Here is a 21,455-nt window from a genome sequence, read left to right as displayed (position 1 = left end):
ACCTCATTCAGATGGGCTGGGCGTACACGACGAGCGACGCCCGTGCGTTTTTGAAACCGATGGCCGCACTGCCGTCACCCTGGCGATCAACGGTCACCACGAGGTTCGCCGACTGGCCGGCGGGCACCGTGGCGAAGGTGGAGGACGGCGACAATGTCTTGGTGGCCTGCCCATCCCGGTACGCCGGAACCAGCGGCACGTAGAGGTAGGCCCCGGCCGCTCCCGTGCCGTAGGCGACGCAAAGACCTTGCGCGTGATGCAGGCGGACCACCGGCTGCGCGCTCTGGGGCCCGCTGCGGGCGGAAAAGGCCGAGATGTGCCCGTACACCACCGGCCGCCAGGCGAACCCCTGCGCGGGAATGGTGAAGGTACCGGCGGTGAGCTGGCTGACCGCGCTCTCCTGGTCGGGGTTGAAGTCTTCCTGATACCAGCACCATGGGCCGACGCCCAACGGCGCGGGAATCGGACGGAACCGTTTAGTCGCCCGGTTATACGCGAACAAACCACCGTGTAGCGGCGCGGCGGTCTGGTCGAAGTCCGGCGAGCCGTTGATCGGTCCGGACACGCCCGGCGGTCCCTTCGGCCCCGCAAGTCCGGCGGGCACCGTCACTTTCAGCTTCTGGTCCGCGCCGGTGCCGATGAATTCGACCGCCGGGTTGGTCAGGTCTTCCCGCTTCGTCGTCTCGACACTGGAGATCGTGTTCGCCGCGGCGACCGGGCCCTGCGGGCCTACCGCGTGCGGCGAGTGGCGCCACTGCGTGCCGGTCCAGGTGTCCATGCCGTTGTCGTCCAGGCGATGCCACCATTTGCCGCGGTCGTCGGGGCCGAGCCCGGTCGGCCGCGCGCCGACGTTGGGAATCTCGCCCATCTTCTGGAATGTGGTCCGCGGCCGTCCCGGCGTGCCCCGCTCACCTTGCGGGCCCTTGGGCAATGACCACCCGGAAGTCTCCTCCGCGACAGTGACTTTCGCGGTCAGAATCGGTAACCCGTCGAGATCCGACTGCCGGTCTACCGTGATGCGGGCGGGAAAATTGATGTCCGCCATGATTTCTCCTCTCCACAGGGAGGGTCAGAAGATGAGCAGGTCGAGATCGGCACCGACGTCGGTGGCCAGATCCTTGATCGCGCTGGCGACACGGCCGAGCCGCTGCCAGGCCTTGACGACTGAATCCTCTTCGTCAGAACCGTCGCCGACGACGATCTGCCATTTCGCGGAGGTTTCGCGGTCGTCTTTGAACGTCAGCTCGGTCACGTAGTCGGTGAAGATCAAATTCTCGACCGCGAAGCCGATCTGATCGCCGAGGCCGTAGTCCTGGCCGAGGACATACGGGGCGTTGTCTTCGACGGTCACCTTTTTGCTGGTGTAACCGCGGGTGAGATGCATGCCCTGGCGAGCAGCGACGAAACCGTCCAGATTGAAGGCCTTGTCACTGCCGGTGATGTACAGCTCACGGAACGCGTACGGTCCCGCGTGGTGCACCCGTTCCATATCGCGGTAGACATTCCACGCGAGGAACACGTCGTTGAGCTGACCGCGGTACAGCCACCCCAACCCGATCAGCGAGAGCAAGCCCTTGATGACCACTTCGATACCCGCGTTCACCCAGCCGGGTGACCGGCCGCCGATGATGACATCGGTGGCGGTCGGCTTGTGCACCGCGATCTCGGACATGCCGATGCCGGAGTACTCCCCTTCGAAGTACCACACCCAGGGGAAGTTCTTGTATGTCCCGTATTTTGTGTACTCGCCGTACACCGCTTCGTATTCGGTGAGAGAGTCGAGGTTCGGATAGCGGACGGGAGTGGTGCCGTCGTCGGCGAATTCCTCGAACCACGACTGGATCCCGTCCAGCAGCGTACCGGTGCGGCCGGTGACGCCCGACTTGTCGACCGTCTCCAGCACCACGGTTGGCCGGTCCAGATAGAACCATTCCGGTGCGGGCTGCTCGTCCTCGTCCGGGAGAAAGAACCGCGCGGTCAGCATGACACCGGAGTCCTCGAGCATGGGCGCGAACAGTTTGTCGGCCATGTCGAAACGTGCCGAGGCCGCGCTCCATTTGCTGGTGTCGGTCATCGGGTTCACCGGGACGACCGCGATCGGGAACAGTGTGTTGCCGACGCCGCCCCATTCCGGCTTCTCCGCGTCCTGCGGCGGCACCCAGCCCGGTGACTGCAGCCGCATCAGGTTCGCCGTCAGGTAGTTGGTGATGATGGTGCGCACCGGCCCGAACTGGATCATGTGCCGAGGGAACTGCGCGAGAATCGGCGCGAAGGGGCTGGCCCAGCAGCAGATCGTCGCGATATGGTTCCAGCAGTGGATGGCCTCGATATCGACCGTTTCGACACCGTACTCGTCCCGGACCAGTGACACCCTGGTGATGTAGCCGTCCCAACGAAAACCCTTGGTGTTCACGGTAATCGGGATCGTAGTGTCCTGACCGCGTTCCTCGTTGTTGAACAGGTGATCGAAATGCACCATGTCGCGCGGGCAGACCATTTTCAAGCCGCCCGCGGAATTGCGCGGATAGCTGAATTCCAGCGAGAGGTAGCTGTGTTCCTCCCCGACCTCCCGCATGAACTTGTCCCAATAGCGCACCAGCACATCGGGATTGCGCCACTGCTCCTGCTCGTCTCGGTGCGCCTTGTCCATCCGCAGCGCCTCGGCCTGCGGATCCCACGTCGGCGTGCTCATCAGTACGGCCTCGACGATCTCGGCGTCATCGACACGATCAGGCTGGACTGCAACGTGCCGGCCTCGACCTGCACCGTGATCTCGGTGCTGCTCCACGGCGGCAGCGACGCCAGCCAGCGACGGCCGCCCAGTTGGGCCCAGACGTTCTGGTATTGCGTCGAAGTGCCCGAGTACAACCGCGCGGTGCGGTGCCTCGGATGGGTATCGATGCGCAGCGTCTGCCCGGCCGTCAGCGTCGGCGTCTGCACCATGCGCAGCCGGTCATCGTCGGTCGGGTCCAGAATGCCCCAGCGGCCGGGACCGTTCATGGTGTACCTCGGCCAGGCGGGCTGATCGGCGGCATTGCGTGCGCGCACCACGCCTTGGCCGAGGCCCGAGGTGTTCGTCCACACCGCGGTCTCGTCGAAGTGACGTTCCAGCGGATCCATCGCGGTGGCCGACATCTTGTACACCGCAAAGGCATTGGTCACCGGATCGACGTCGCCGACCGGCTCGGGCGCCGCATCGAGCTGCGCCTGCTGGAACCGCCACCCCTGGTGCTTAGTGAAGAACCCGACGGTGACGGGCTTGTCGGTGGACCAGCCGCGGAACCAGGCGTCGTGCACCGCGTGAAAGTCCCGAACCGGGCTCATCGTCGCGCCCTTACTGCTCGGCGAGATCAGGATGAGGAAGTCCCATTCCTTCTTCGATCGCACCGACCGAAGGAAGGTTGCGCCGTCCTGCCGGGCACCCTCCGATACCAGCAATTGCACTGGCGCGAACATGAATCCGGTCTGATTCGACAACCTGACGCCTTCGCGTCCCGCGTTGACACCGGCCAGATGCCATACCCTGCCGTTGTTGTCCCAGACGACGATCTTCGTCTGCTGTGCTTCCAAAAGTTGGTGGGTCATCTGCCGAGCCCTCCTCCGCGTTGTTGCGCTGCCGTGCGGCGCCGATGAACCCGTTCGATCGCCGACTTGACGTCCTTCGAGTCCATGCCGTTGATGTTGTAGACGTCACCTCGCGCGGTATGTCCGCCTGGACCTTTGGCGAGATTCGTCAGGCCGAAGCCGCTGCCGACTTCCTCCTTGATGGCATTGCCCGCCCATTCGATCGGCTTGTTGAGGAATTCGGCGGCCGCGCCGCCGACCATCGAGCCGATGGCCTGACCGACGACGGGAGCCAGCGCGCCGACGGGGCCGAGGAACGGCGCGATGGCCGTGCCGATCGCGCCGCCGGCCAGGCCGCCCACCGTCGAAGCGGCACCGGAGATGGCGCCGGTCACGCCGCCGAGCAGGCCGTGCTGCTGCAGGCCGCTGACGCCGCCCTTGAGCGCGGCGAGGCCGACCTGTTGCTCCGGGGTAATCCCTTGCTGCTCAGGCTTCTGCTCGTTCGGCCGCCAGGGGATGCCGGTGATCCGGCCGAGTTCCGTGGCGAGGGGTGCGGTGAATTGCCCGTTGGGATCCGCGTTCTCGGCCGCGGTGCCGACCAGACCGCCGAGCCAGTTGCCAAGGCGGGCGCCATCACTCGGCGCCCGCTCGCCGAAGATCGGCGCGAGCGCGGTGCCGAGGTCCTGGCCGAATTGGCTGCCTGCCACCTGGGTCAGGTCCGTGACGCTGGCCTTGTCCGGTTCGTAGGGCTTGCCCATTTCCGCCAGGGACTGCAGTGGTCCTGACCGGCCGGGCACCGTGAGTCTGCTTGCGCCTTCGGCGCCTTCGACGATCTTGGGCGCGTTGACGCGCAGACCGTTGACCAGGCCGGGCAGGGACAGCCCACCGCCACCGCCGGACCACACGATCCGCGAACCTTCGCCCACTACGGGGGCGTTTGCATCGGTGAGCGAACTACTTAGTGTGCCATCAGCATTCATGCCGATCATGGGTGCGCCACCCGGCCCGCCGCGGCGCTTCAACAGTGCGCGCTCGGCGAACCGATCGGCACCACCGGCATCATCACCGGCCGGGTTCGGGCTTGTCTCGCCGCTCAGCGTCATCGATGCGCGCAGACTGCCACCAAACTTCGCACCGATCATGCTGCCGAGTTGCGCGCCGATCTCCGGTGCAAGAGCGCCGGCCGGGCCGAGCGCGGGGCCGATCGCCGCGCCGAGCGCGGCACCGACCCGGCCACCCGCGTCGACGGCGGCGCTCTCGATGCCTTGCCCCAAAGCATCAGCGAGCACACTCATTTGGTTCAGTCCGGTACCGCGCAGCGCGTCCGGCCCGTTCGACGGAATCAGCTGGGACAGAGTCCCGACCGGGGCCTTGAACGACCGGCCATCGCCAGGGAAGCCCCGCATACCGCTCGGGTCGATCTGCAACGATCCCGTCAGCGGGCTCGGTGCGTCGTTGCCATCCGGCGGCTGCCTGGTTTGGGTAGCCCGCGCGGGCAATCCGGCGGCGCCACCGGCCTGCGCACCGTACAACGACGCGAGCAGACCGCCGGGACCGAACGCCGGAGCGATGGCGGAACCCAGCGCGGAGCCCGCACTCGCGCCCGCGTTCAGCGCGGTGTTCGCAAGGCCGCCAACAATATCCGCGACCATCCCGAACAGACCGAAGTCCGGTGGCCGGAAACCACCCGCGTCGGGGGTGACCGGCTTGCTCGGAGCAATCAGTTCGCCACCGATCAGCTCACGCCAGCGGTTGGCCGTCGAAGACGAGCTCGCCGTGCCGACTTCACCTCCGGTGGCGAACCCCGGCAGCATGCCTGCGAGGAAGCGCGGCGACGGTACCCATCCGCCATTGATCGCTTCCAAGAGCGGCAGCATGTTCGACGTCGCCGCGGCGTTGACCACGAACTCTCCGTTGGACAACCACGCCGCGATCCGATCGTCGGTGGGCCCACCTGCCCCGGTGATATATCCGCCTGTCGCGTGGTGCGGCGCGTTCTTCAGCTCCTCCAGCTTGTGCTGAGCGGCCGCTATCCGAGTGTTCCACTCGTCGTATTTGTCTTTCTGGGCGTGGTAGTCCTCGTAGGAAGACGGGCTCCGGCCGCGGTATCCGGGGCTTGCCGGTTTCGCGGGCGCCCGGCGCTGCAAGTCATCGATGTAGCCGCGCAGAGCTGCCGGATCGTCGGGCAGGAGCCAAGTCGGTGGCGGAGTCTTGATCCGTCCGTCCTCGGCGCCGAAATCTGGTGGCAGTACGTAGTCCGCGGCCTTCGAACCGGCGTAGGAACCGGCGATACCGGCGGCTAAGCCGATGGCGAAGCCTGGAATGGCGCCGACCCCGCCCTCAGGGAGACCGAGAAGGAACCCCGTCAATGCACTGGCGGCCAATCCGGTTGCCAGCCCAGTGCCTTCCCGCACGGACGCTCGCGCTAACGAGTCGCCACCCTCCATGTCGCCCCAGACAGCCAGCGGAAGCGTAAGCGCGGCAATGGGACCACTCATCTTTCCGATACCGAGCGGAATCGGTTTGCCCTGCGGCCCCGGCACAGTGAAGTCGTTCGTTGCCGACGCCACCCGATCGATCGGACCAGGAATCTTCTTGTACAGGTAACGATCCAACCAGGTGGCACCGTCCTGCATCCCCCGGGCAGTCGTATTCGCCAGCGCCCGATCGCCTTCCATACCGCCGATTTGCACTCCGTTGGTCGCTATGACGACCTTGTCGAGTTCGCCCGGTATCAGGGTGAAATTGCGCCGCGCCGGGTCCATCGGAACGACGGTCATCTCGCCGGACTCGAAGAGAATTTCCTTCACGGAGGTCGACCCGTAAACGATGGCCCGCCGCGGCTGGCCAGCGGCGTCCTCCTCCATATCGAAATGCGTGCCGAAACCGGCGATAGGTTCATTGAATCGTCGAGTAGTCAGCCCGAAGTCGGCCAGCGGTGTGCCGTCCGGCCCGGTCATTTTCACCCGACGCTGGAAGAAGTCATCCCCGAGCCAGGTAGACATCGCAAAGGTACTGCCCGACGGCAACGTAACCGATACCGGCGGCGGCGCTTTCGGATTCCGCGCGGAGAGATCGATCTGCGCACTCGTTTGCGCGGCGATGCGGTCATCGTTCACGATCGCAAGTACATCGAGTATGCCGAGCGAAGGCGGCGGCGCGATGCGGGGGCTGCCGACCTGATCGAGGAAAGTGGGCGTCCGCTGCGTCGTGACCGGCGATTGCCCCGGCACCTGCCAGGATTGCGTGGTATTCCCGACGCCACCGTTCACGACGACAGTGCCGCCGGGCAGCTTCGTCTGCTCGCCGGGTCCCAGTTGTGGCACTCCCCCGACAAGAAATGGAATGTCCTGCGCCAGACCTGCATTCGATTGCTTGGGTTGCTGCGGGATCAAGATGTTGACGATATCGGCGTCGGTACCGGTCATCACCGACGGCGCGGGCACGGGCGCGGGCGACGGCACGGGCGCCGGGCTGTCTTTCTGATTCTTTCCCTGCTTGATTATTCCGAGCACGTCGTACAAACTGCCGGTGAATTCCGGCTCAGGTTTCTTCGGTTCGTTGACCGGTCCGCCGTCCTGATAGTGCGGCGCCTCGTGATCTGTCATACTTACACTCCTGTTGAAACTATGTGTGGCAGTGCATTTTCGAGGCGCACTCGACACCGGCGCGGCGTTCGGCGAATCCGGTGGCCGACAACTTTCGCCCACTCGACACCGCCTGTACCGGATGCGACAATGACCCGAAATCTGGCTGCGCCCAAGACCGCCCGACCAGCCGCCGGAACCATGCGTCGTCGTTTTTGGAGTACAGATGAACAACCCTGCGGTCCCGGGCACGACTGGGTCGCCCGCCGACTATCAGTGGCAGTACGTCTGGCGCGAAGGCGGAGGGATCAGCGCTTGGCCCTTTACGTTGCTATTTGCCGCAGGCACTGTGCTCGCACTCACCGTGGGAGTGCAGCGAGGTGACCCCGTGGCTGCCTATGTCGCGATGATCGGCGCATCCTTTGTTGCAATCGGCGTCACCGCAGATGTCACAGCCCGTAGCACTCGCCCCCCAGCAACAGAATTCGATTCGGGATCTGGCGCCTACTCGTTACGCCACCGCCTCTTGTCCATCCGTCAGGTCGTCTTCTACGGCGCCATAACCAGCCTGGGAATCGGATCCCTACTGGCTGGTCGCTTAGAGCACAATATCGAGTTGATGGCCGGCGGGATTCTGGCACTGGCGGCGGCCGCCGCCGTGCTCATCCGCCAGATTCGGCACGCCCGCAACAGCCGTCTCGTGCTGACACCGAAAGGTTTACGCATCCGGACGCAGCAATGCGATTGGGAGTTTCCCTGGGCATCGGTGACCGAGTTCGACGCCGATCTCGACTCTCCGGATGGCGCGATCACGATACGATGCCCCGTTACCGAGATGATCTCCCGGCGGACCGCAGGCGAACCACCTTCGAAATGGCTCCCACCCTATGGGTCCAGTGACGGCCCCTGGCGGATCCCCAGTAATTGGGGAAACAACGACAACTGCTTGCTGTCAACGCTCCGGTACTTTCAAGAACATCCCGAGAAACTCGGCACACTGTCTTCCAGCGAACTGACCGCAATGCTGACGCCACCGTCGTGGGAGACGCGGAAACAACTGGCCAGGACGCACCGCGCGCAACGCAGGAATTCTCGAGACGGTGTGGCGTAGCGTAATTCGAGCCGCTGCACGCGGCGGCGGACTTGCCCAGAGGGCATAGTCCGCCGCCGGCCGTTCAACGAATTCCGTTCGGGCTGTTACTCACCCGCCCCAATCGAGGAACTCGTTCATTTCACCGAGCTCGACAGCCGTACCGATCCGCTCCCTATCGGACTTCACGCCGGGCCGCGGTACCCGCTCCGGCCGGTTCCGCCCATTTCTGGCGTCCTCGGTTTTCGCCCAGACGAGCCAGCGCAGCGAGTCCGTCATGTCGGCGAGCAGGTGCTGGGTGAGTTGCCAGTGATTTCCGTCGGGACTCATCGCGCGAAACAGCGCGGAGTCGGCGGGCAGCCACTTGACGATAGCCTTGAGCTCGCGCCAGCCGAGCACCTCGGTGCCGAGCTGGGACAACCGCAAGCCAAGGGTGATCAGGTCGAATTCGATTGCCTCGGAATGCTCTTCGAGAAGGGCATCGAGGCTCAGGATTCCCCCAGGTTTACCCCCGAGTGGGTGCGCCAGGCATCCAGCAACTCGTGGTAAGCCTCCGGGTCCATGTCATCCAGCGCCGCGAGCGACTCCGCGGACAGCGTCAGCTCGAGCAGCGTGTACATGGCGTCGACATCGCCGAGCCTGCGGATCCGGCGGATCAGTCCCGGCTTGAGGTACGACAGCGACGGCAGGCGCAGCTCGAGGCCGTCCACCTGGTAGACGAAGTCGTCCTTCACCTGAACAGGACGGGTGAAGGTGATGGGGGCTTTCGGGGAAGTCATGTGTGCGCTGACCCTTTCGTTGTTTTCGGTGTGCGCAGGACGTGGTGGAAAAGGCCCAGCGGCGGCGGGCGGGCCTGCGCATAGGTGGGAAATCCCGCCGCCACTGGGGGCTTATCAGGCGGTAGTGGTGATACCGTCGTCGAGGTAGCGGTACGCCTTCACGCCGTCGTCGTCCTTGAACGCTTCGACGGTGACGGAGAAACCGGCCAGTTCCTTCGAGACGAACTTCCGCTCGGTGACCTGCGAGATCGTGGCGTTCGGCAGCACGATCCGCAGCTTCTTGACGTCGTTCTTCATGTCGAACACCCACGAACGCCGCGGCAGCACGAGACCCTTCTCGGTCACCGTGTACTGCTTGCCGGTGGTGGCGGTCGCCGGGATGGGGACGACCTGGTCCTGGCCGAAGATCTCCTTGAGGACGTCCTCGTCCCACACCGCGTACAGGGTGAAGCCGAAGCTGACCGAGTGCTCGGTCTGCAACTTGGCGATGATGTCGGCGTTCCAGTCCTTGACGGTCTCGGTCTTGCGCTCGCCCTTGGACTCGATGCCGTCTTCGGAGATGTAGCCGAGCGGCTTGAGAGCGGAAAGGTCGATGGCTTCCGAGGCGGACTTCGGCACCTTGGCGCCGATCTTGCCGACCAGGACGCCGCCGGTGACGGCGACGGGGGTGCCGGGGCCGATGTACTTGCTCGAGGGGTTGCCCATTATTGTTGTCTCCCTTGGGATTTGCGCAGGCCCAGGGGTGGTTATTCAGTTGTGGCTCCCGGAGGGGAGTCAGGCGAGGGCTTGCCCCGCACACTTTGTGGTGTCGTCGCACCATGACTGCCGAAGTCGGGCAGTAGGGCTGCGAACTGGCATAGTTGCCTGGTCAGTACTGGTCCCGGTCGGCAGGTCGATCATCGGGGACCGCGAAACCGCCCCAGTCGACAATCTCGTAGCCGCCGCTGTACCAAGCATCGGCAAGCTGGGCCACCAGCAACTGCTTCACGGTCTTCTTGCCCCAGAAACTTCGCCCGACCTGATGCGTCTGTTGCATTTCGGCGCCGTTTACCAGGTTGACCTGGTAGTAATCGTCGAAAAACTCGACCTTGAGCTGGGTGTATTGCTTGCGGTCGTAATCGAAGATCGGGTGCAGATCGAAGAGATAGGTCTTCGAGGCGACGCTGACCAACCGCGCATAGCGGAACGGCTCGGCCATCCAGGTCACCAGGAGCGATTCGTCCTTCTTGAGCGCGATTTCACGCTGAGTCACTGCCACTTCTCCTTTGTGGGTATCCAGTTGTGTTGTACGGCGGGCAAAGTCAGGCGATGGTGCCCCGCACGAACAGGTCGGCGGTGATCACCTGGCGCGGCGCGGCCGTCACCGGGTCGGTGTCGTTCTCGACCCCGACGTCCTCGAGGTAGTCGCACCAGACGGGACCGAGATACCCGGGTGCCGCGGCCGCGAGGATGGCGCGGACCAGGCCGGCCAATCCCGCTGCGGCACCGGCGTCGTCGGTGCATTCGAAGACGACGCGCGGGCGGTCCAGGATCAGGTTCGGGCCACGCTGCCCCTCCCGATCCTCCCGATCGAGTCGACGTTTCCGGTCGTTGCGCAGTACCCGAACCATTCGCGTAGGTCGCGGATCCGGCACCCGGGTAACAACTTTCGCGGTGTCGGACGCGGCGGTGAGTTGGGCGGTGAGATAGTCGGCCAGTGTCTTCGCTATGTCGGGGTACACGATTCGTTCGGTCATCGCGCTACCACCTTCCGTGGCTATCGCGCCTCACGGGACTGCTCGATCCGCTCACGCAGCTGATCGACGACCCCCGCATAGGCTTCGGTCTTGGTCGCGGACTCGAATGCGAGACCGCGGGGATGGGTGGCGCACCAGATACCGCTATCGGTCTGGGTGACCGTGATGTCGTCGAGGTCATAGAACGACTCCGGATCCGGTGCGGGCCACTCGCCGTGCTCGTCCTTGGTGATGTGCAGCCCGGTATCGAACGCGCCGGGCGGGCCGCCCGGGGTGGCTACCCAGCGGATCTCTTCCAGCTCGGAATGCATTCGCACACCGCGTTTTATGAGGTATTCCGCGACGCGGTTGGCCTGCTTGATGCCGGTCACCGTCGGATCGGCCGTTTTGCCGATCGATCCCTGCCAGGCAGGCAGATGAATCACCGACAGCTCCTCGGCCAGCGCCTTCACTTGCGGATCAAGCTCCGCGGTTTCCGCCGTCTCGGCAAGCTTCCCGCTCAGTGCCTGCTGGATGAAAGCCAGGAACTCCGGCGTAACCAATTGGCCCGCATCCGTTTTCACATAGCGCGGCGGCGGCTGGTGGTTGGCGAACCGAACGGACTGGACAACTTCCTTGTCGAGCGTGTGGTTCTCGTCGATCATGAATTGCCTCCGAATGCGGGCATGAAAAAAGCCGACCCCTGCAGCAGGATTCGGCTCGGTCAGCGTGAATGGGCGAGGGTGAAGCAGCTCGCGGGTGTCCCGCTGCCGGTACCTAGTCGCCGCACTTACCCTAAATGGCGATGCTTTTCGGCATTGCCGGTGTTCGACCAGGTCACAGGCCGAGGAGGGGCAGGATCAGGGGCGCGAGATCGTAGGCCAGTTTCAGCAGATCGAGGACGATGGTGAGCATGGGTTCACCTCCTCTCCTCAGCGTTGCCGGGACGAGTCCGGCACGATGCGGCCCGCGGCGATCAAGGTGTTGAACGCCAAGGCTTTTCGACGGCAGTGGTCGATGGGGCAGGCGCGGTGGACGCGCATCGACTCGTGCGCCTGGTTCAGGGTGAGCGGTTCGGCCGGAGTTGCATGGTCGGCCAGTTCGAGCAGTTCCAGGAGGGAGTCACCCATGTCGGACCTCAATTAGTCGAAAGATGTTCGGCGTCAAATTTTTTGAGAGCCGATCGATTGAGCTGGCGCCCCACCCCCGATCAGCGGGTGTCCGGGGGTGGGGCGAAACGCCCCGGTCGCTTCTTCCGTCTACGACCGCGAGCGAGCGGGTCGGCGGGAGACGGGAGCGGAAACCGGGGCGGGTATGTGGCAGGCTCTTGCCCGCTTGTCATCGATCTCGAGGAGGTTTCGGGGGCATGCCACACGTCGGGGGCGGAGCGGAATACGCTCTGCTGCTTCAACGTTCGCGGCCCCGATCACCGGAGTGATCGGGGCCGCGACGGAAGCGAGTTCGAAAGTTATTGGTATTACCGGAGATCCCAGGAAGTTCGGGATGAGGGCGCAGCTCTGGCGCTGCACACATCTTCACTTAAAGCTCGGAGGATGTCAAGCCCTGGATCGGTACTGGCCTCGAAACCGCAGGTGGACAGCGACTTTCGACGGGTACTAGGGCAGGCGCGAAGACAACTCGAGCCAAGGTTGAAGTTCAGTAGATGTCGCCGGGACAAAGTCGATCAGTCGGCGTATCGCGCCGAGTTCGTGCTTGATCAAACGCAACTCCAGGATGCGGCTGGTCGGCAGATCTCGCCAGCGCGCGGCATCCGTGACGGCGTCGTCGTAGTCCCCGACATGCCGATCCAAGAAGCAGCGAACAATCTCCGCGGCATCGAGCAGCCCGTCGCCGGCAACGACGCCGTAGCGGCCGATCATCTCGGTCCGCAGCCGCATCGCGCTGATTATCTGTTGTCGGCGCTGGGCATCAGTGCTCATCATGTCCGCGAGCCGAAGCCGAGTGGACACGGCCAGTCGCGCCCATGCGAGGTCAGTTGCAGGTTCTCCGCGCATCGCTTCGAATCCGGCGACCTCGGCGAGACCGAGCCAGTTGAAGTCGGCGGGTACGTCTGATTGCCGCAGCCACGCCTCGATCTCGGTCGGTGGCTGTGCGAGCAGCTGATTCAGAAGGTCGGATGGCTTGTCCATGTGTGCTTCGTTGCCGACTTCCAAGCTTTCCAGGCTCGGCTGGAAGTGGTCGGAATGGGACGGCTGCCCCGGAAACGACAATTGCCCCACCTCCTGCGAGGTGGGGCAATCTTGTCTGCCCTCCGTGCCGATCTGCCCTGCGGTATTGATCAGGGCAGATCGGGGTTTTCATCGACTGCTACTTCGACGCCCCCGAGCCGGTGCTGATCGCCTTGATGAGGTCGACGAGGGCGCTGGAGGAACCGGTGCCCTCATCCGCCACGTTGGCCTTGGCGTCGGCGCTGAGGCTGGCGGAGCCGCTGTCGGCGGAGCCCGTGTCGGCGGCCGAGGCGAGGCCCGAACCGGCCAGGATGATGCCGGCGCTAGCCGCGAACACAACGCCGAACACGCGAATCTTGCTCATCTGGAAATCTTCCCCTTGAAGAATAGGCTCTCCATCGGCGACCTGCTGGTAGCCGAGCAACAATTTTCTATCACAGGGATTCGGCGCCCAGCGACCTTTCAGCCACACCGTGATCGACGGTCTATTGCCCATCGATAACGGGGCTTGCACGGCGAGGGATTCGGAATAGTATCTGCAAATCTGGTGTCCTACTGTGACTTCTACGGTTTCCGAACAGGAACGACGTCCAAATCCGCATACCAGCATGTTGACGACCTGCCAGTAACACCTGGTAGGTCGGCGCACCGCGCGCCCACTCCTGCGATCAGCAACTCCGAAGCATGAATCCAACAGACGACCGTCCCCGATTTCGAATACCCAGCAATTCAGAGGTTATGTTGTGATTCATTTCATATGAAAACACTGTAACTTTTGGCCACTGCCGCCGATTGTTCTGCGGATCTTGTTTCAAGACATGTCAATTCGGATCTTTCGCGTCGGCCCGTACTCGGCGCCGCGTCGGATATGCCAGGTGTTCGTCCAAAACCGCACCCACGGTGTACAACTCCGGCCACCCCGGCGCCCACGGCCCGGGCAGCGGCGCGATTTTCCCCGCATTCCTGAGTGTTTGAATCCGCCGGACGGTAAGTCCCTGGTATTGCGCGCCGAGTTCCTTTGCCAGCGCGGCGATCCCGGACGCGTTGAGGCGATGCCGCCGGGCCCGCGCCACCATCTCCGTGTCGAGCACCACCGGCGCCGCGGGCGGGCAAACAATCCACAGCGCCGCCTCCACCACGGTACGGATCTCCTCGGGCGCGCCCTCCGCGCCCTCGGTCATGGCCAGCGCGATCAGGTTTCGGTCGAGCCAGCGAGCGAGGCCCGGCGTGGACGGCGCGCCGGTGTAGTCGAGACCGCGCTGCTCGCAGACCAGCCGCACCCAGGACACGAGTACCGCGTGCAACTCGTCGGCGGCCCGGGAGGCGGCGGGGTTGTAGGGCAGCGGCTGCTCGCTCGGCCGCCGGTTCATTCGATAGTCACCGCGGGTGCCGAGTCGGGACTGCCTGGTCAGTGAGATACCGAGATCCTCAGCGAGGTCAGGGATTTCGCGAAGCAGTTCGGCGAGCGCTTTGAGCTCGCCGCGGTCTAGGTAGAGGTGGTTGGGCTGGTCGGTCGCCGCCGAGCCCGTCTCGGCAGACCAGTGCGCGGTGGTGGTCGTCATGGTGTCGCTTCCTCTTCGGTGAAATGCCAGTGGTCGAGCGAGGTCACGGTGTGGTGGTCGCAGCGCAGCACTGGCGGATCGGGATTGACGGCGAGCAGTTCGGCGGGTGGATTGCGCCAGCCCGCGTCGTCGCACATCACGCAGTTGCGGGCGGCCTCGCGGCGCTGCACCGCATCGGCGCGGCGGTCGTCGCCGTGTGTGGCGTCCCACCGCTGCCTGGCGCGGCGGGCGTCGGCGCAGGCACCGCACGGTGGCGGCGCCGGGTGCGTGCGGTGGATGAGACATTGCCGAGCGGGCGGCGCGGATCGCGCTCCCCTGGAAGCATTTCCAGGGTCATGGGCAGGGACAGGGGTTGCGGCTTGCTCGGGCAGTTGGTCGACGATCAGCGGAGCAGCGGCTGAAGCTGTTGCCGCAGTGGTTGTTCGAGCATGTGGCGCAGCACTTGCTTGCGCTCGAAGCTGTCGCGCCTGCCCGGAAACCTGTCCGCCTTTGCGACCCGCGTCGACTCGCTTCCGGCGTCGATCCTCTATCTCGGCTTTGGACATCTGCCGTTCGGCCCAGTCATGGAATCGATAGCCGCCGTCGACGGCTGTCCAAAGCCCAACCTCCACAAGCCTTTTCGCCTGTGTCGCAGAACCGATGCCACGCACGATCGCGGCGGGCACGAAGCCCTCGGTGAGCTGCTGCATCGACCACGAGCCCGCCCGCACCCACAGGCCCATCGCGGCATTGCCCGCCGCGACGGCCTTGGGATGGAAGCCGAGCTGGTCGTCTACCTGGAACCAGGGCATCAGCGGACTCCCACAACCACCTCACGGTTGATCGCCTCGGCGAGCAGCCGGGCGTGGCCGTGTCGGATGTAGTCCGTGGTGTGCCGCCCGTCGAACAGATAGCCGCGGGCGTAGGCGATGGCACCGCCCCAGGTGCGCCAGTTGGCGGGCGACCACCAGCGTTGCAGCTGGCGGCGGGTGGCGACCTCGATGATGCTCCGCCCCCAGCGCACCATGGCGTCGGGCCCGGACACGCTGAAATACGCACTGAGGTCGGCGATCAGACGCAGCGGATTCCCGGCGGGCAGCGCGGTGATCGGATCACCCGCCGCGGCAACCCAATACGCCGGGATCCCGGAGATGTTCCGCTGCCCGATCACGCCGTAGCCGCCGGGATCCTTGCCGAGGCACCGCCCAGCTGGCCGCAGCGGGTCCGCGATCAATGCACAGGCAACCACCTCCAGGTGCGGGAACAGTCCATTCCCGATATCGGCGGCGAGATCGCCCGCGATGCCGGCGCCCTGTGAATAACCGGCCAGCAGTATGCGATTGGGTGTTGCCTCGGCTGCTTCGATCAGCGCACGCCTGCCGGTGGCGACGCTGTCGGCGAACGCGACGTGCCGTCCGTAGTCGGCCGGATAGGGCACTATTCGCACGACAAAACGCCGCGGGTCGAGGACTTCGGCGAACGCGGCGGTGATCGCGTCACCGTTCGGATGCCAGGTACCTCCGACCATCAGCACATCGATGATCTCGCCGGGAGCGAGCAACTTGCCGAATAGTCGGCGGCCGAAAATGGCCACGGGTCTTCACCTTTCGTCGACTGAAAGACCGGACGAGCCCATAACGGAACCATCCGATCAGGTCGGAATTGAGATTCGAGGAGTGCCGTATCAGCGCGGCGCGCGGAATACCGGACCGGGTCGAGCTGCCGCGGTTCCACAGTGATCGCAGGTATCCGTTGCCGCGACAGTCGTTTCCAGCCGGAGATTCGACGGGTGGGTGGCGATGGCATTGCCGAGTTCGGCACAGACGGGATTGGGATATCCGTAGTCGACGTACACCATCCGGTGATCCACGTCGACAATGACGCCGTGTTCGACGGCACCACGTTCGGCCGTGAATCCGGTGCAGCTGACCCGCGCGCCGATATGGTGCCGGAAGATTTCGAGGGCTGGGTTCGCGCGGCGAATCCGCGCCGGTTTTCTCACCGTTGGCTCGGTGCGTTGCCGGTGGGCGATTCCGCCGCGCCATGCGGTGTCGCGACGAGCGTCGTACTGCGCACCCGTGGTTCGCGCGGATCGTGAATCAGAACCACTGCGACGGCATGTGGTTCATCACCGCCGAGATACGGAATTCCGGAGATTCCTGGGCGCCACGCGCCGAACCCGGCGAGGCGCGGCACGTTCCGCACCACCTGATCGAGCGCCGTCTCGGCGGTAGCTGATCGATCGCTCAACACGGCTCATCCACCCGGCCGCACGGAGTGATTCGCGTCACAAAATGTTTGGTACGACACGCCGAGCTCTCAGTGACCGTCATCGCACCTCCCCCTCATCCGGCAGGAAGTCGACAACGCGGCAATCCAGCGCCGCCGCGATCCGAACGAGCTCGTCCACCGTGAACGAGCCGTGCGCGGCGAGCAGACTGCGCAGATCGGAGACCGGCAGCCCGGAACATCCGGCCAAGTCCTCGAGGCAGCGCCCTGCGTCGGACATGGCCCGTCGCACCTTCCCGGCAACCACCTGGTCTAAGTGTTCCATACGGAGCACATTAAGGTCCGTTTGGACCAGTTGCAACCCTTTCATGACCTTTATGGGCGAAATGCCCGTTGCCTGCGGAGATCCTCGGCGTTTTTACGGCATGTCGTTTGCCAGGTAGCCATTCGGACCTCAGAATGGTCCGTATGGGTGTGGAAAAGGTACCTTCGGACATCAACCGCGCGGTCGGCGCAGAGCTCAGGGCGGCCAGGGCTCGGCGAGCTCTGACGCGCCCGCAACTCGCCGCGCTGACCGGACTCGGCGTCAGCACGATCCAGCGCTTCGAGAACGGCGATCGATCGCCGGACATGCAGCAGCTGCACGCGTTGTGCACCGCGCTCGACATTCCCATGCGAGAGTTCGTCGCCGCCGCACTGCGCGACGTCGAACGCCCGGAGGAGTAGCGCGAAACCTGAAGAGCGCCATACGCTGCCGTCGCCGCGAGGTCTCGGCGGCGCGAAAGCTAGTGCGCGCGAACTTCGGCCGTAACGACTACCGGCGAACCGTTGTGGCGCAACGTTTCACGCCCTGAATCGACGCCAGACGCCTGAAAAGCGCTGCTGGCAGGTACCTGTTACGTAGCGAAACGCGTTACGCGCAGCGCGGATCGGCGCCGTCGACAGCCACCACGTCGTCGACGATCACTCCGGTCGTCGCCTCGGCGTACTGCAGTACCGCGTCGATCGGATCAACACCCATCGCCCAGGCCGCCAACACGACGTCGCAGAGTGTTCCCGCACCCCGCACAACTCGCAGGGCGACTTCGTCTCCGATAGCCATACCCAGCATGACTGCGGCGTTGTTTCCCCGCCCCGCCGCAAACGGTCTGACTGAGTCGATCTGCTCCACGACTGGCATCCCCTTCATACTTCGCTCAACCTTGAGCCCCACTCCGAGACAGAACCGGACTGGCGTCCCGGAATCTGGCGTAGTTATATCCCATTCGCCGGGAGGTCGCTCACCAAAGTGACCCTGCCACAGAATGATTCGCCGCCCCCTGGCTAAACAGCGACGCGCTGAGGGGTAGCCGGGAGTTGGCTCGAGCCGCGGGGAGACGGCGTATGGTTGCCCGCCGACGGGCGGGGGTCGGCCCGGGAGTCGTTGTGGTCACTCACATTTCACGACGGGGATCGGATCGTATTTGACCGTCCTGGTGTGCCGGGAGACCTCGCGACCGGAGCGCTTGTCGGTGATGATGCGGGTGTCGGAGGTGGTGAAGCCCGGCGCGCCTTCGGAGGCGATGCAGTCCTTGCCCTTCGGCAGTTTGACGGTGGTCGGCTCGGTCGGCTTGCTCCGATCGCCGGTGACGGATTCGACCTCGACCGTCTTGGTGCCCCAAAGTCGCACGGTCACTTCGGAATCCGTGGTGACGGCCTCGATGTAGACCCCGGTGGGGGTGTTGTTGCGGAAGCTCAGATCGATCGCGCCGTCGAAGACGGTCGCCTCGCGCGCGGCCGGGTAACGGGAGATGTAGTAACTGTGCTCGGTGTGGCCCGCGTCCTCCATGCCCGCGAAGTACGCGGCGTTGTAGAGGGTGGTGGCGAACTGGCTGATGCCGCCGCCGACGGCGGTGCCCGGCCTGCCGTGGTCGATGATGCCGGATTCGACGTAGCCCTCGGCGGTGCCGCGCGGCCCGGTGAAGTCGTTGAGCGAGAACGTATCCCCCGGCTTCACCACGGCGCCGTTCACCTTCCTGGCGACCACTTTGATGTTTACGCCGGACGGACCGCTGAATCCGTTGGTGGTGAACGAGCCCATGGTCTCGACGACGCCGAGCCCCTGCGCCGCCTCGGTGGTGAGCTTCGGCTCCACCTTTTCGTAGACCGCCTGGCCGGTCCGCTCCTGCGGCGCGGCCAGCAGCGCGGTGAACTGCTCGAACGTCTTCGGCCAGTTGATCTTGTCACCGACGACGGCGGGCACCACCGTCGGCTTGCCGCCGTTCAGCGCGAACGTCGCGTCCTTCGGCTCGATCTCCGTCGCCACCAGCTGCGGCGCCAGCAAACCGACCGCGATGTTCTGATCGACGGCGAGGCCGAGCCCGCCCTTGCCGTCGGGCACGAAGGAAATCACGGTCGCGATCTGCTCCGGGTCGAGCTTGGCCGATGCGCCCTTGCCCGCGAACGTGATCGGCGCGCGTACCGCGGGCTCGGCCACCGCACGCAAGGCCTGATCGACCGCTTCCGGCCGCACGGTGAGGGGCGCCGGGTGCACCGGCAGGTCGACCGTGATGCCTGCGATCCACTGGTCGATCAGCTCGTCGCGCGCGGCGGACAGGTCGAGCACCCGGCCTGGCACCGGCGCCACGGCGACGGGTCTTGCCTTGTCGAAGGCGATGGTGCCCTCGACGGACGGCCGATCGTGCACGCGCAGCGCGGTCAGCTGACGATCCAGCGCGGCATCGTCGACGGCGGTGGCCACCGCGACATCGCGGGTGGTGAAGAACGAGGCGAGCCGGGTGAACGGATTGAGTGGCTGCTTGCCGACGCGCGCCCAGGTGCCGTCCCAGTCCACCGCCAAACCCGCGGTGGCGGGCACGAGCCGAGTCTGCACGTCACCGATGCGCAGCGGTAGTTCCCGGTCGGATCTGGGGGTGAGCTCCGCGCGCAACCGCGCGTCCGCGGCGGCGGTGTCGAGGCCGCCGACCTCGATGCCCGCGACGACCGTCCCGCGCGGCACCTGCCCGGCGGACAGCACCCAGTCGACCGCGTAGCCGATGCCGGCCACCGCGAGCACCGCACCGACCGCGATGCCTGCCCGCTTCGCCACCGTGCGATTCAGCCGCTTCGGCGGGGGGCCGGAGATCGGCCGCCGCGGCGGGCGCTCGCCGGGCTTGGCCCGATGCGTGGCGCGCCGGGACGGGGTGACCTGGATCGGTTCGGTAGGTGCCGAGTCGTCGCCCCACTTCTCGGCCGAGTTCGCCTCGTTGGCCTGGGTCGATTCGAGCAGCTGGCGTAAGCCGACCTCGCCCGCCGGTTGCTGGCCACGGCGTCCGGTGCTCGACTGGCTCGTCACGAACCGTCCTCCCCGCTCGGTTGAGTTGGGACTCACATGATGCGAGTCCTCGCCAACGATAGTGCGCGACGCCGCGACCGGCCGGTGAGCACGGATCTACAGCAAATTCCGTGCAATGCACCATGGTCGTGCACGTAAAGGGCCCCGCGCAGTTGCCGGGTCGGGGGTCTGGCAACTACGCGGAGCCGATCTGATTATCGGTGCGGCGCACCGTGCGTTACACAGCCGGACAGACCAGGATCGGATCGAAGCGGGACAATCCAGTAGATGAGTGTCCGGCCACCGCACATACGAGGGAGATGGATTGCATGCAGCTGGGAATGATCGGCCTCGGGCGGATGGGCGCCAATATCGTGCGTCGCATCGTCAAGGACGGGCACACCGCCGTCGGCTATGAACGCCGCGCGCACCAGATCGACATACTGCGCGAAGAACTGGGTGCGGACTTCCAGGGCAGCACCGACCTCGCGGAATTCGTGCGGACGCTGGCGACGCCGCGGGTGGTCTGGGTGATGATCCCGGCGGGTGCCACCGGGGCGGTCATCGACCAGGTGGCCGAGCTGCTCGAGCCCGGCGACATCATCATCGACGGCGGTAACAGCCGCTACCACGAGGACATCAAGCGCGCCGAACTGTTGCGCCCCAAGGGCATCCACTATGTGGACATCGGCACCTCGGGCGGCGTCTTCGGCCTGGATCGCGGCTTCTGCCTGATGATCGGCGGCGAGGCCGAGCAGGTGAAGTATCTGGATCCGCTGCTGAAGTCCATCGCACCCGGCGTCGAGGCGGCCGAGCGCACGCCGGGGCGCACCGGCGAGCCGTCGGCGGCCGAGCAGGGCTACCTGCACTGCGGTCCGGCCGGCGCGGGACACTTCGTCAAGATGGTGCACAACGGCATCGAGTACGGCGCGATGGCCGCCTACGCCGAGGGATTGAACATCCTGCACAAGGCGAACTACGGCGCCGAACACGACGGTGAGTTCTCCGCGGAGGAGACGCCGCTCGAGCATCCCGAGTACTACCGGTACGAGATCGACGTGCCCGAGGTCACCGAGGTGTGGCGCCGCGGCTCGGTGGTCGCCTCCTGGTTGCTGGACCTCACGGCGAGCGCGCTCTACGCCGATCCGAACCTCGATTCCTACAGCGGGCGGGTCTCCGATTCCGGCGAGGGCCGGTGGACGCTGGACGCGGCGATCGACACCGGCGTGCCTGCCCCGGTGCTGGCTTCCGCGCTGTTCCAACGGTTTTCGTCCCGCGGCGAGACGCTCTACGCGGACAAGATGCTGTCGGCGATGCGCAAGGCGTTCGGCGGGCACAACGAGCTGCCTGGTTCGTAACGACCACCGCGGCTCCCGCGAGGTGCGGGAGCCGCGGTGCTCAGCGACCGGTCAGAAGCCGGCCGCCTGTGCCATCAGCTTGGCGACCGC

Annotated in this window: 24 protein-coding genes; 3 read left to right on the top strand and 21 right to left on the bottom strand. The window is 65.3% G+C overall.

Features of this window, described 5'->3' with window-relative positions; translation table 11 throughout:
* Positions 1 to 7: 7 nt before the first annotated feature.
* The 4 genes from ACIA8C_RS11665 to ACIA8C_RS11650 are packed head-to-tail and all read right to left on the bottom strand — an operon-like array spanning position 8 to position 7,172.
* On the bottom strand, positions 8 to 1,045 hold the full coding sequence (locus ACIA8C_RS11665) for a hypothetical protein (RefSeq protein ID WP_397133511.1): 1,038 nt from the start codon (positions 1,043 to 1,045) through the stop codon (positions 8 to 10).
* Positions 1,046 to 1,069: 24 nt separating this feature from the next.
* On the bottom strand, positions 1,070 to 2,692 hold the full coding sequence (locus tag ACIA8C_RS11660) for a phage tail protein (RefSeq protein WP_397133509.1): 1,623 nt from the start codon (positions 2,690 to 2,692) through the stop codon (positions 1,070 to 1,072).
* On the bottom strand, positions 2,692 to 3,585 hold the full coding sequence (locus ACIA8C_RS11655; protein ID WP_397133507.1) for a phage tail protein: 894 nt from the start codon (positions 3,583 to 3,585) through the stop codon (positions 2,692 to 2,694). The genes ACIA8C_RS11660 and ACIA8C_RS11655 overlap by 1 nt, the downstream gene beginning before the upstream one ends.
* A complete protein-coding gene (locus ACIA8C_RS11650; protein ID WP_397133505.1) occupies positions 3,582 to 7,172 on the bottom strand; it encodes a hypothetical protein in 3,591 nt (1,196 codons plus the stop codon). The genes ACIA8C_RS11655 and ACIA8C_RS11650 overlap by 4 nt, the downstream gene beginning before the upstream one ends.
* A 367-nt stretch (positions 7,173 to 7,539) precedes the next feature.
* Between ACIA8C_RS11650 and ACIA8C_RS11645 the strand changes: the two genes are divergently transcribed.
* Positions 7,540 to 8,262 carry a hypothetical protein gene (locus ACIA8C_RS11645; protein ID WP_397133503.1) on the top strand — a complete coding sequence of 241 codons (723 nt, stop codon included), beginning with the start codon at positions 7,540 to 7,542 and terminating at the stop codon, positions 8,260 to 8,262.
* Between the two features lie 90 nt (positions 8,263 to 8,352).
* Here the strand turns inward: ACIA8C_RS11645 and ACIA8C_RS11640 are convergent, their stop codons facing one another.
* The 15 genes from ACIA8C_RS11640 to ACIA8C_RS11570 all read right to left on the bottom strand — a co-directional run bounded on the left by ACIA8C_RS11640 (position 8,353) and on the right by ACIA8C_RS11570 (position 16,974).
* Positions 8,353 to 8,667 (bottom strand): DUF5361 domain-containing protein, encoded by a 315-nt coding sequence (locus tag ACIA8C_RS11640; RefSeq protein ID WP_397133501.1) that lies wholly within the window; start codon positions 8,665 to 8,667, stop codon positions 8,353 to 8,355.
* Positions 8,668 to 8,729: 62 nt separating this feature from the next.
* Positions 8,730 to 9,020, bottom strand: a complete 291-nt coding sequence (locus tag ACIA8C_RS11635; protein WP_397133499.1) for a hypothetical protein — start codon at positions 9,018 to 9,020, stop codon at positions 8,730 to 8,732.
* 114 nt (positions 9,021 to 9,134) lie between these two features.
* Positions 9,135 to 9,725: a hypothetical protein gene (locus ACIA8C_RS11630; RefSeq protein ID WP_397133497.1), complete on the bottom strand. Its 591-nt coding sequence runs from the start codon at positions 9,723 to 9,725 to the stop codon at positions 9,135 to 9,137.
* 163 nt (positions 9,726 to 9,888) lie between these two features.
* Positions 9,889 to 10,272: a hypothetical protein gene (locus ACIA8C_RS11625; protein WP_397133495.1), complete on the bottom strand. Its 384-nt coding sequence runs from the start codon at positions 10,270 to 10,272 to the stop codon at positions 9,889 to 9,891.
* Between the two features lie 49 nt (positions 10,273 to 10,321).
* On the bottom strand, positions 10,322 to 10,756 hold the full coding sequence (locus ACIA8C_RS11620; protein WP_397133493.1) for a hypothetical protein: 435 nt from the start codon (positions 10,754 to 10,756) through the stop codon (positions 10,322 to 10,324).
* A gap of 20 nt (positions 10,757 to 10,776) precedes the next feature.
* A complete protein-coding gene (locus ACIA8C_RS11615) occupies positions 10,777 to 11,400 on the bottom strand; it encodes a hypothetical protein (RefSeq protein ID WP_397133491.1) in 624 nt (207 codons plus the stop codon).
* A 267-nt stretch (positions 11,401 to 11,667) separates the two neighbouring features.
* On the bottom strand, positions 11,668 to 11,865 hold the full coding sequence (locus ACIA8C_RS11610) for a hypothetical protein (protein ID WP_397133489.1): 198 nt from the start codon (positions 11,863 to 11,865) through the stop codon (positions 11,668 to 11,670).
* Positions 11,866 to 12,351: 486 nt separating this feature from the next.
* The gene (locus ACIA8C_RS11605) at positions 12,352 to 12,966 is read right to left on the bottom strand and encodes a hypothetical protein (RefSeq protein ID WP_397133487.1); all 615 of its coding nucleotides are present in this window, start codon (positions 12,964 to 12,966) and stop codon (positions 12,352 to 12,354) included.
* A gap of 97 nt (positions 12,967 to 13,063) precedes the next feature.
* Positions 13,064 to 13,288: a hypothetical protein gene (locus tag ACIA8C_RS11600; RefSeq protein ID WP_397133485.1), complete on the bottom strand. Its 225-nt coding sequence runs from the start codon at positions 13,286 to 13,288 to the stop codon at positions 13,064 to 13,066.
* A 457-nt stretch (positions 13,289 to 13,745) separates the two neighbouring features.
* Complete coding sequence (locus ACIA8C_RS11595) at positions 13,746 to 14,486, bottom strand: hypothetical protein (protein WP_397133483.1); 741 nt, start codon at positions 14,484 to 14,486, stop codon at positions 13,746 to 13,748.
* Positions 14,483 to 15,277, bottom strand: a complete 795-nt coding sequence (locus tag ACIA8C_RS11590; RefSeq protein WP_397133481.1) for a hypothetical protein — start codon at positions 15,275 to 15,277, stop codon at positions 14,483 to 14,485. The genes ACIA8C_RS11595 and ACIA8C_RS11590 overlap by 4 nt, the downstream gene beginning before the upstream one ends.
* The gene (locus ACIA8C_RS11585; protein ID WP_397133479.1) at positions 15,277 to 16,059 is read right to left on the bottom strand and encodes a hypothetical protein; all 783 of its coding nucleotides are present in this window, start codon (positions 16,057 to 16,059) and stop codon (positions 15,277 to 15,279) included. The genes ACIA8C_RS11590 and ACIA8C_RS11585 overlap by 1 nt, the downstream gene beginning before the upstream one ends.
* Before the next feature lie 90 nt (positions 16,060 to 16,149).
* Entirely contained in the window at positions 16,150 to 16,467 is a 318-nt protein-coding gene (locus ACIA8C_RS11580; RefSeq protein WP_397133477.1) for a hypothetical protein, read from the bottom strand.
* Positions 16,464 to 16,715 (bottom strand): hypothetical protein, encoded by a 252-nt coding sequence (locus ACIA8C_RS11575; RefSeq protein WP_397133475.1) that lies wholly within the window; start codon positions 16,713 to 16,715, stop codon positions 16,464 to 16,466. The genes ACIA8C_RS11580 and ACIA8C_RS11575 overlap by 4 nt, the downstream gene beginning before the upstream one ends.
* 79 nt (positions 16,716 to 16,794) lie before the next feature.
* Positions 16,795 to 16,974, bottom strand: a complete 180-nt coding sequence (locus tag ACIA8C_RS11570; protein ID WP_397133473.1) for a hypothetical protein — start codon at positions 16,972 to 16,974, stop codon at positions 16,795 to 16,797.
* Positions 16,975 to 17,162: 188 nt separating this feature from the next.
* On the opposite strand from ACIA8C_RS11570, the gene ACIA8C_RS11565 reads away from it, so the two are divergent.
* Positions 17,163 to 17,420 (top strand): helix-turn-helix domain-containing protein, encoded by a 258-nt coding sequence (locus tag ACIA8C_RS11565; RefSeq protein ID WP_191093744.1) that lies wholly within the window; start codon positions 17,163 to 17,165, stop codon positions 17,418 to 17,420.
* 187 nt (positions 17,421 to 17,607) lie between these two features.
* On the opposite strand, the gene ACIA8C_RS11560 is transcribed toward ACIA8C_RS11565, so the two are convergent.
* Positions 17,608 to 17,865, bottom strand: a complete 258-nt coding sequence (locus ACIA8C_RS11560) for a hypothetical protein (protein WP_397133472.1) — start codon at positions 17,863 to 17,865, stop codon at positions 17,608 to 17,610.
* 258 nt (positions 17,866 to 18,123) lie between these two features.
* Positions 18,124 to 20,028 (bottom strand): VanW family protein, encoded by a 1,905-nt coding sequence (locus ACIA8C_RS11555; protein WP_397133470.1) that lies wholly within the window; start codon positions 20,026 to 20,028, stop codon positions 18,124 to 18,126.
* A 308-nt stretch (positions 20,029 to 20,336) separates the two neighbouring features.
* Here ACIA8C_RS11555 and gnd point away from each other — a divergent pair, with 308 nt between their 5' ends.
* Positions 20,337 to 21,365 (top strand): phosphogluconate dehydrogenase (NAD(+)-dependent, decarboxylating), encoded by a 1,029-nt coding sequence (gene gnd / locus ACIA8C_RS11550; RefSeq protein ID WP_397133468.1) that lies wholly within the window; start codon positions 20,337 to 20,339, stop codon positions 21,363 to 21,365.
* Positions 21,366 to 21,455: the final 90 nt, after the last annotated feature.

It is taken from the genome of Nocardia sp. NPDC051321, from assembly GCF_044455225.1.
GTDB lineage: Bacteria > Actinomycetota > Actinomycetes > Mycobacteriales > Mycobacteriaceae > Nocardia.
This window is presented reverse-complemented; position numbering and strand designations above follow the sequence as displayed.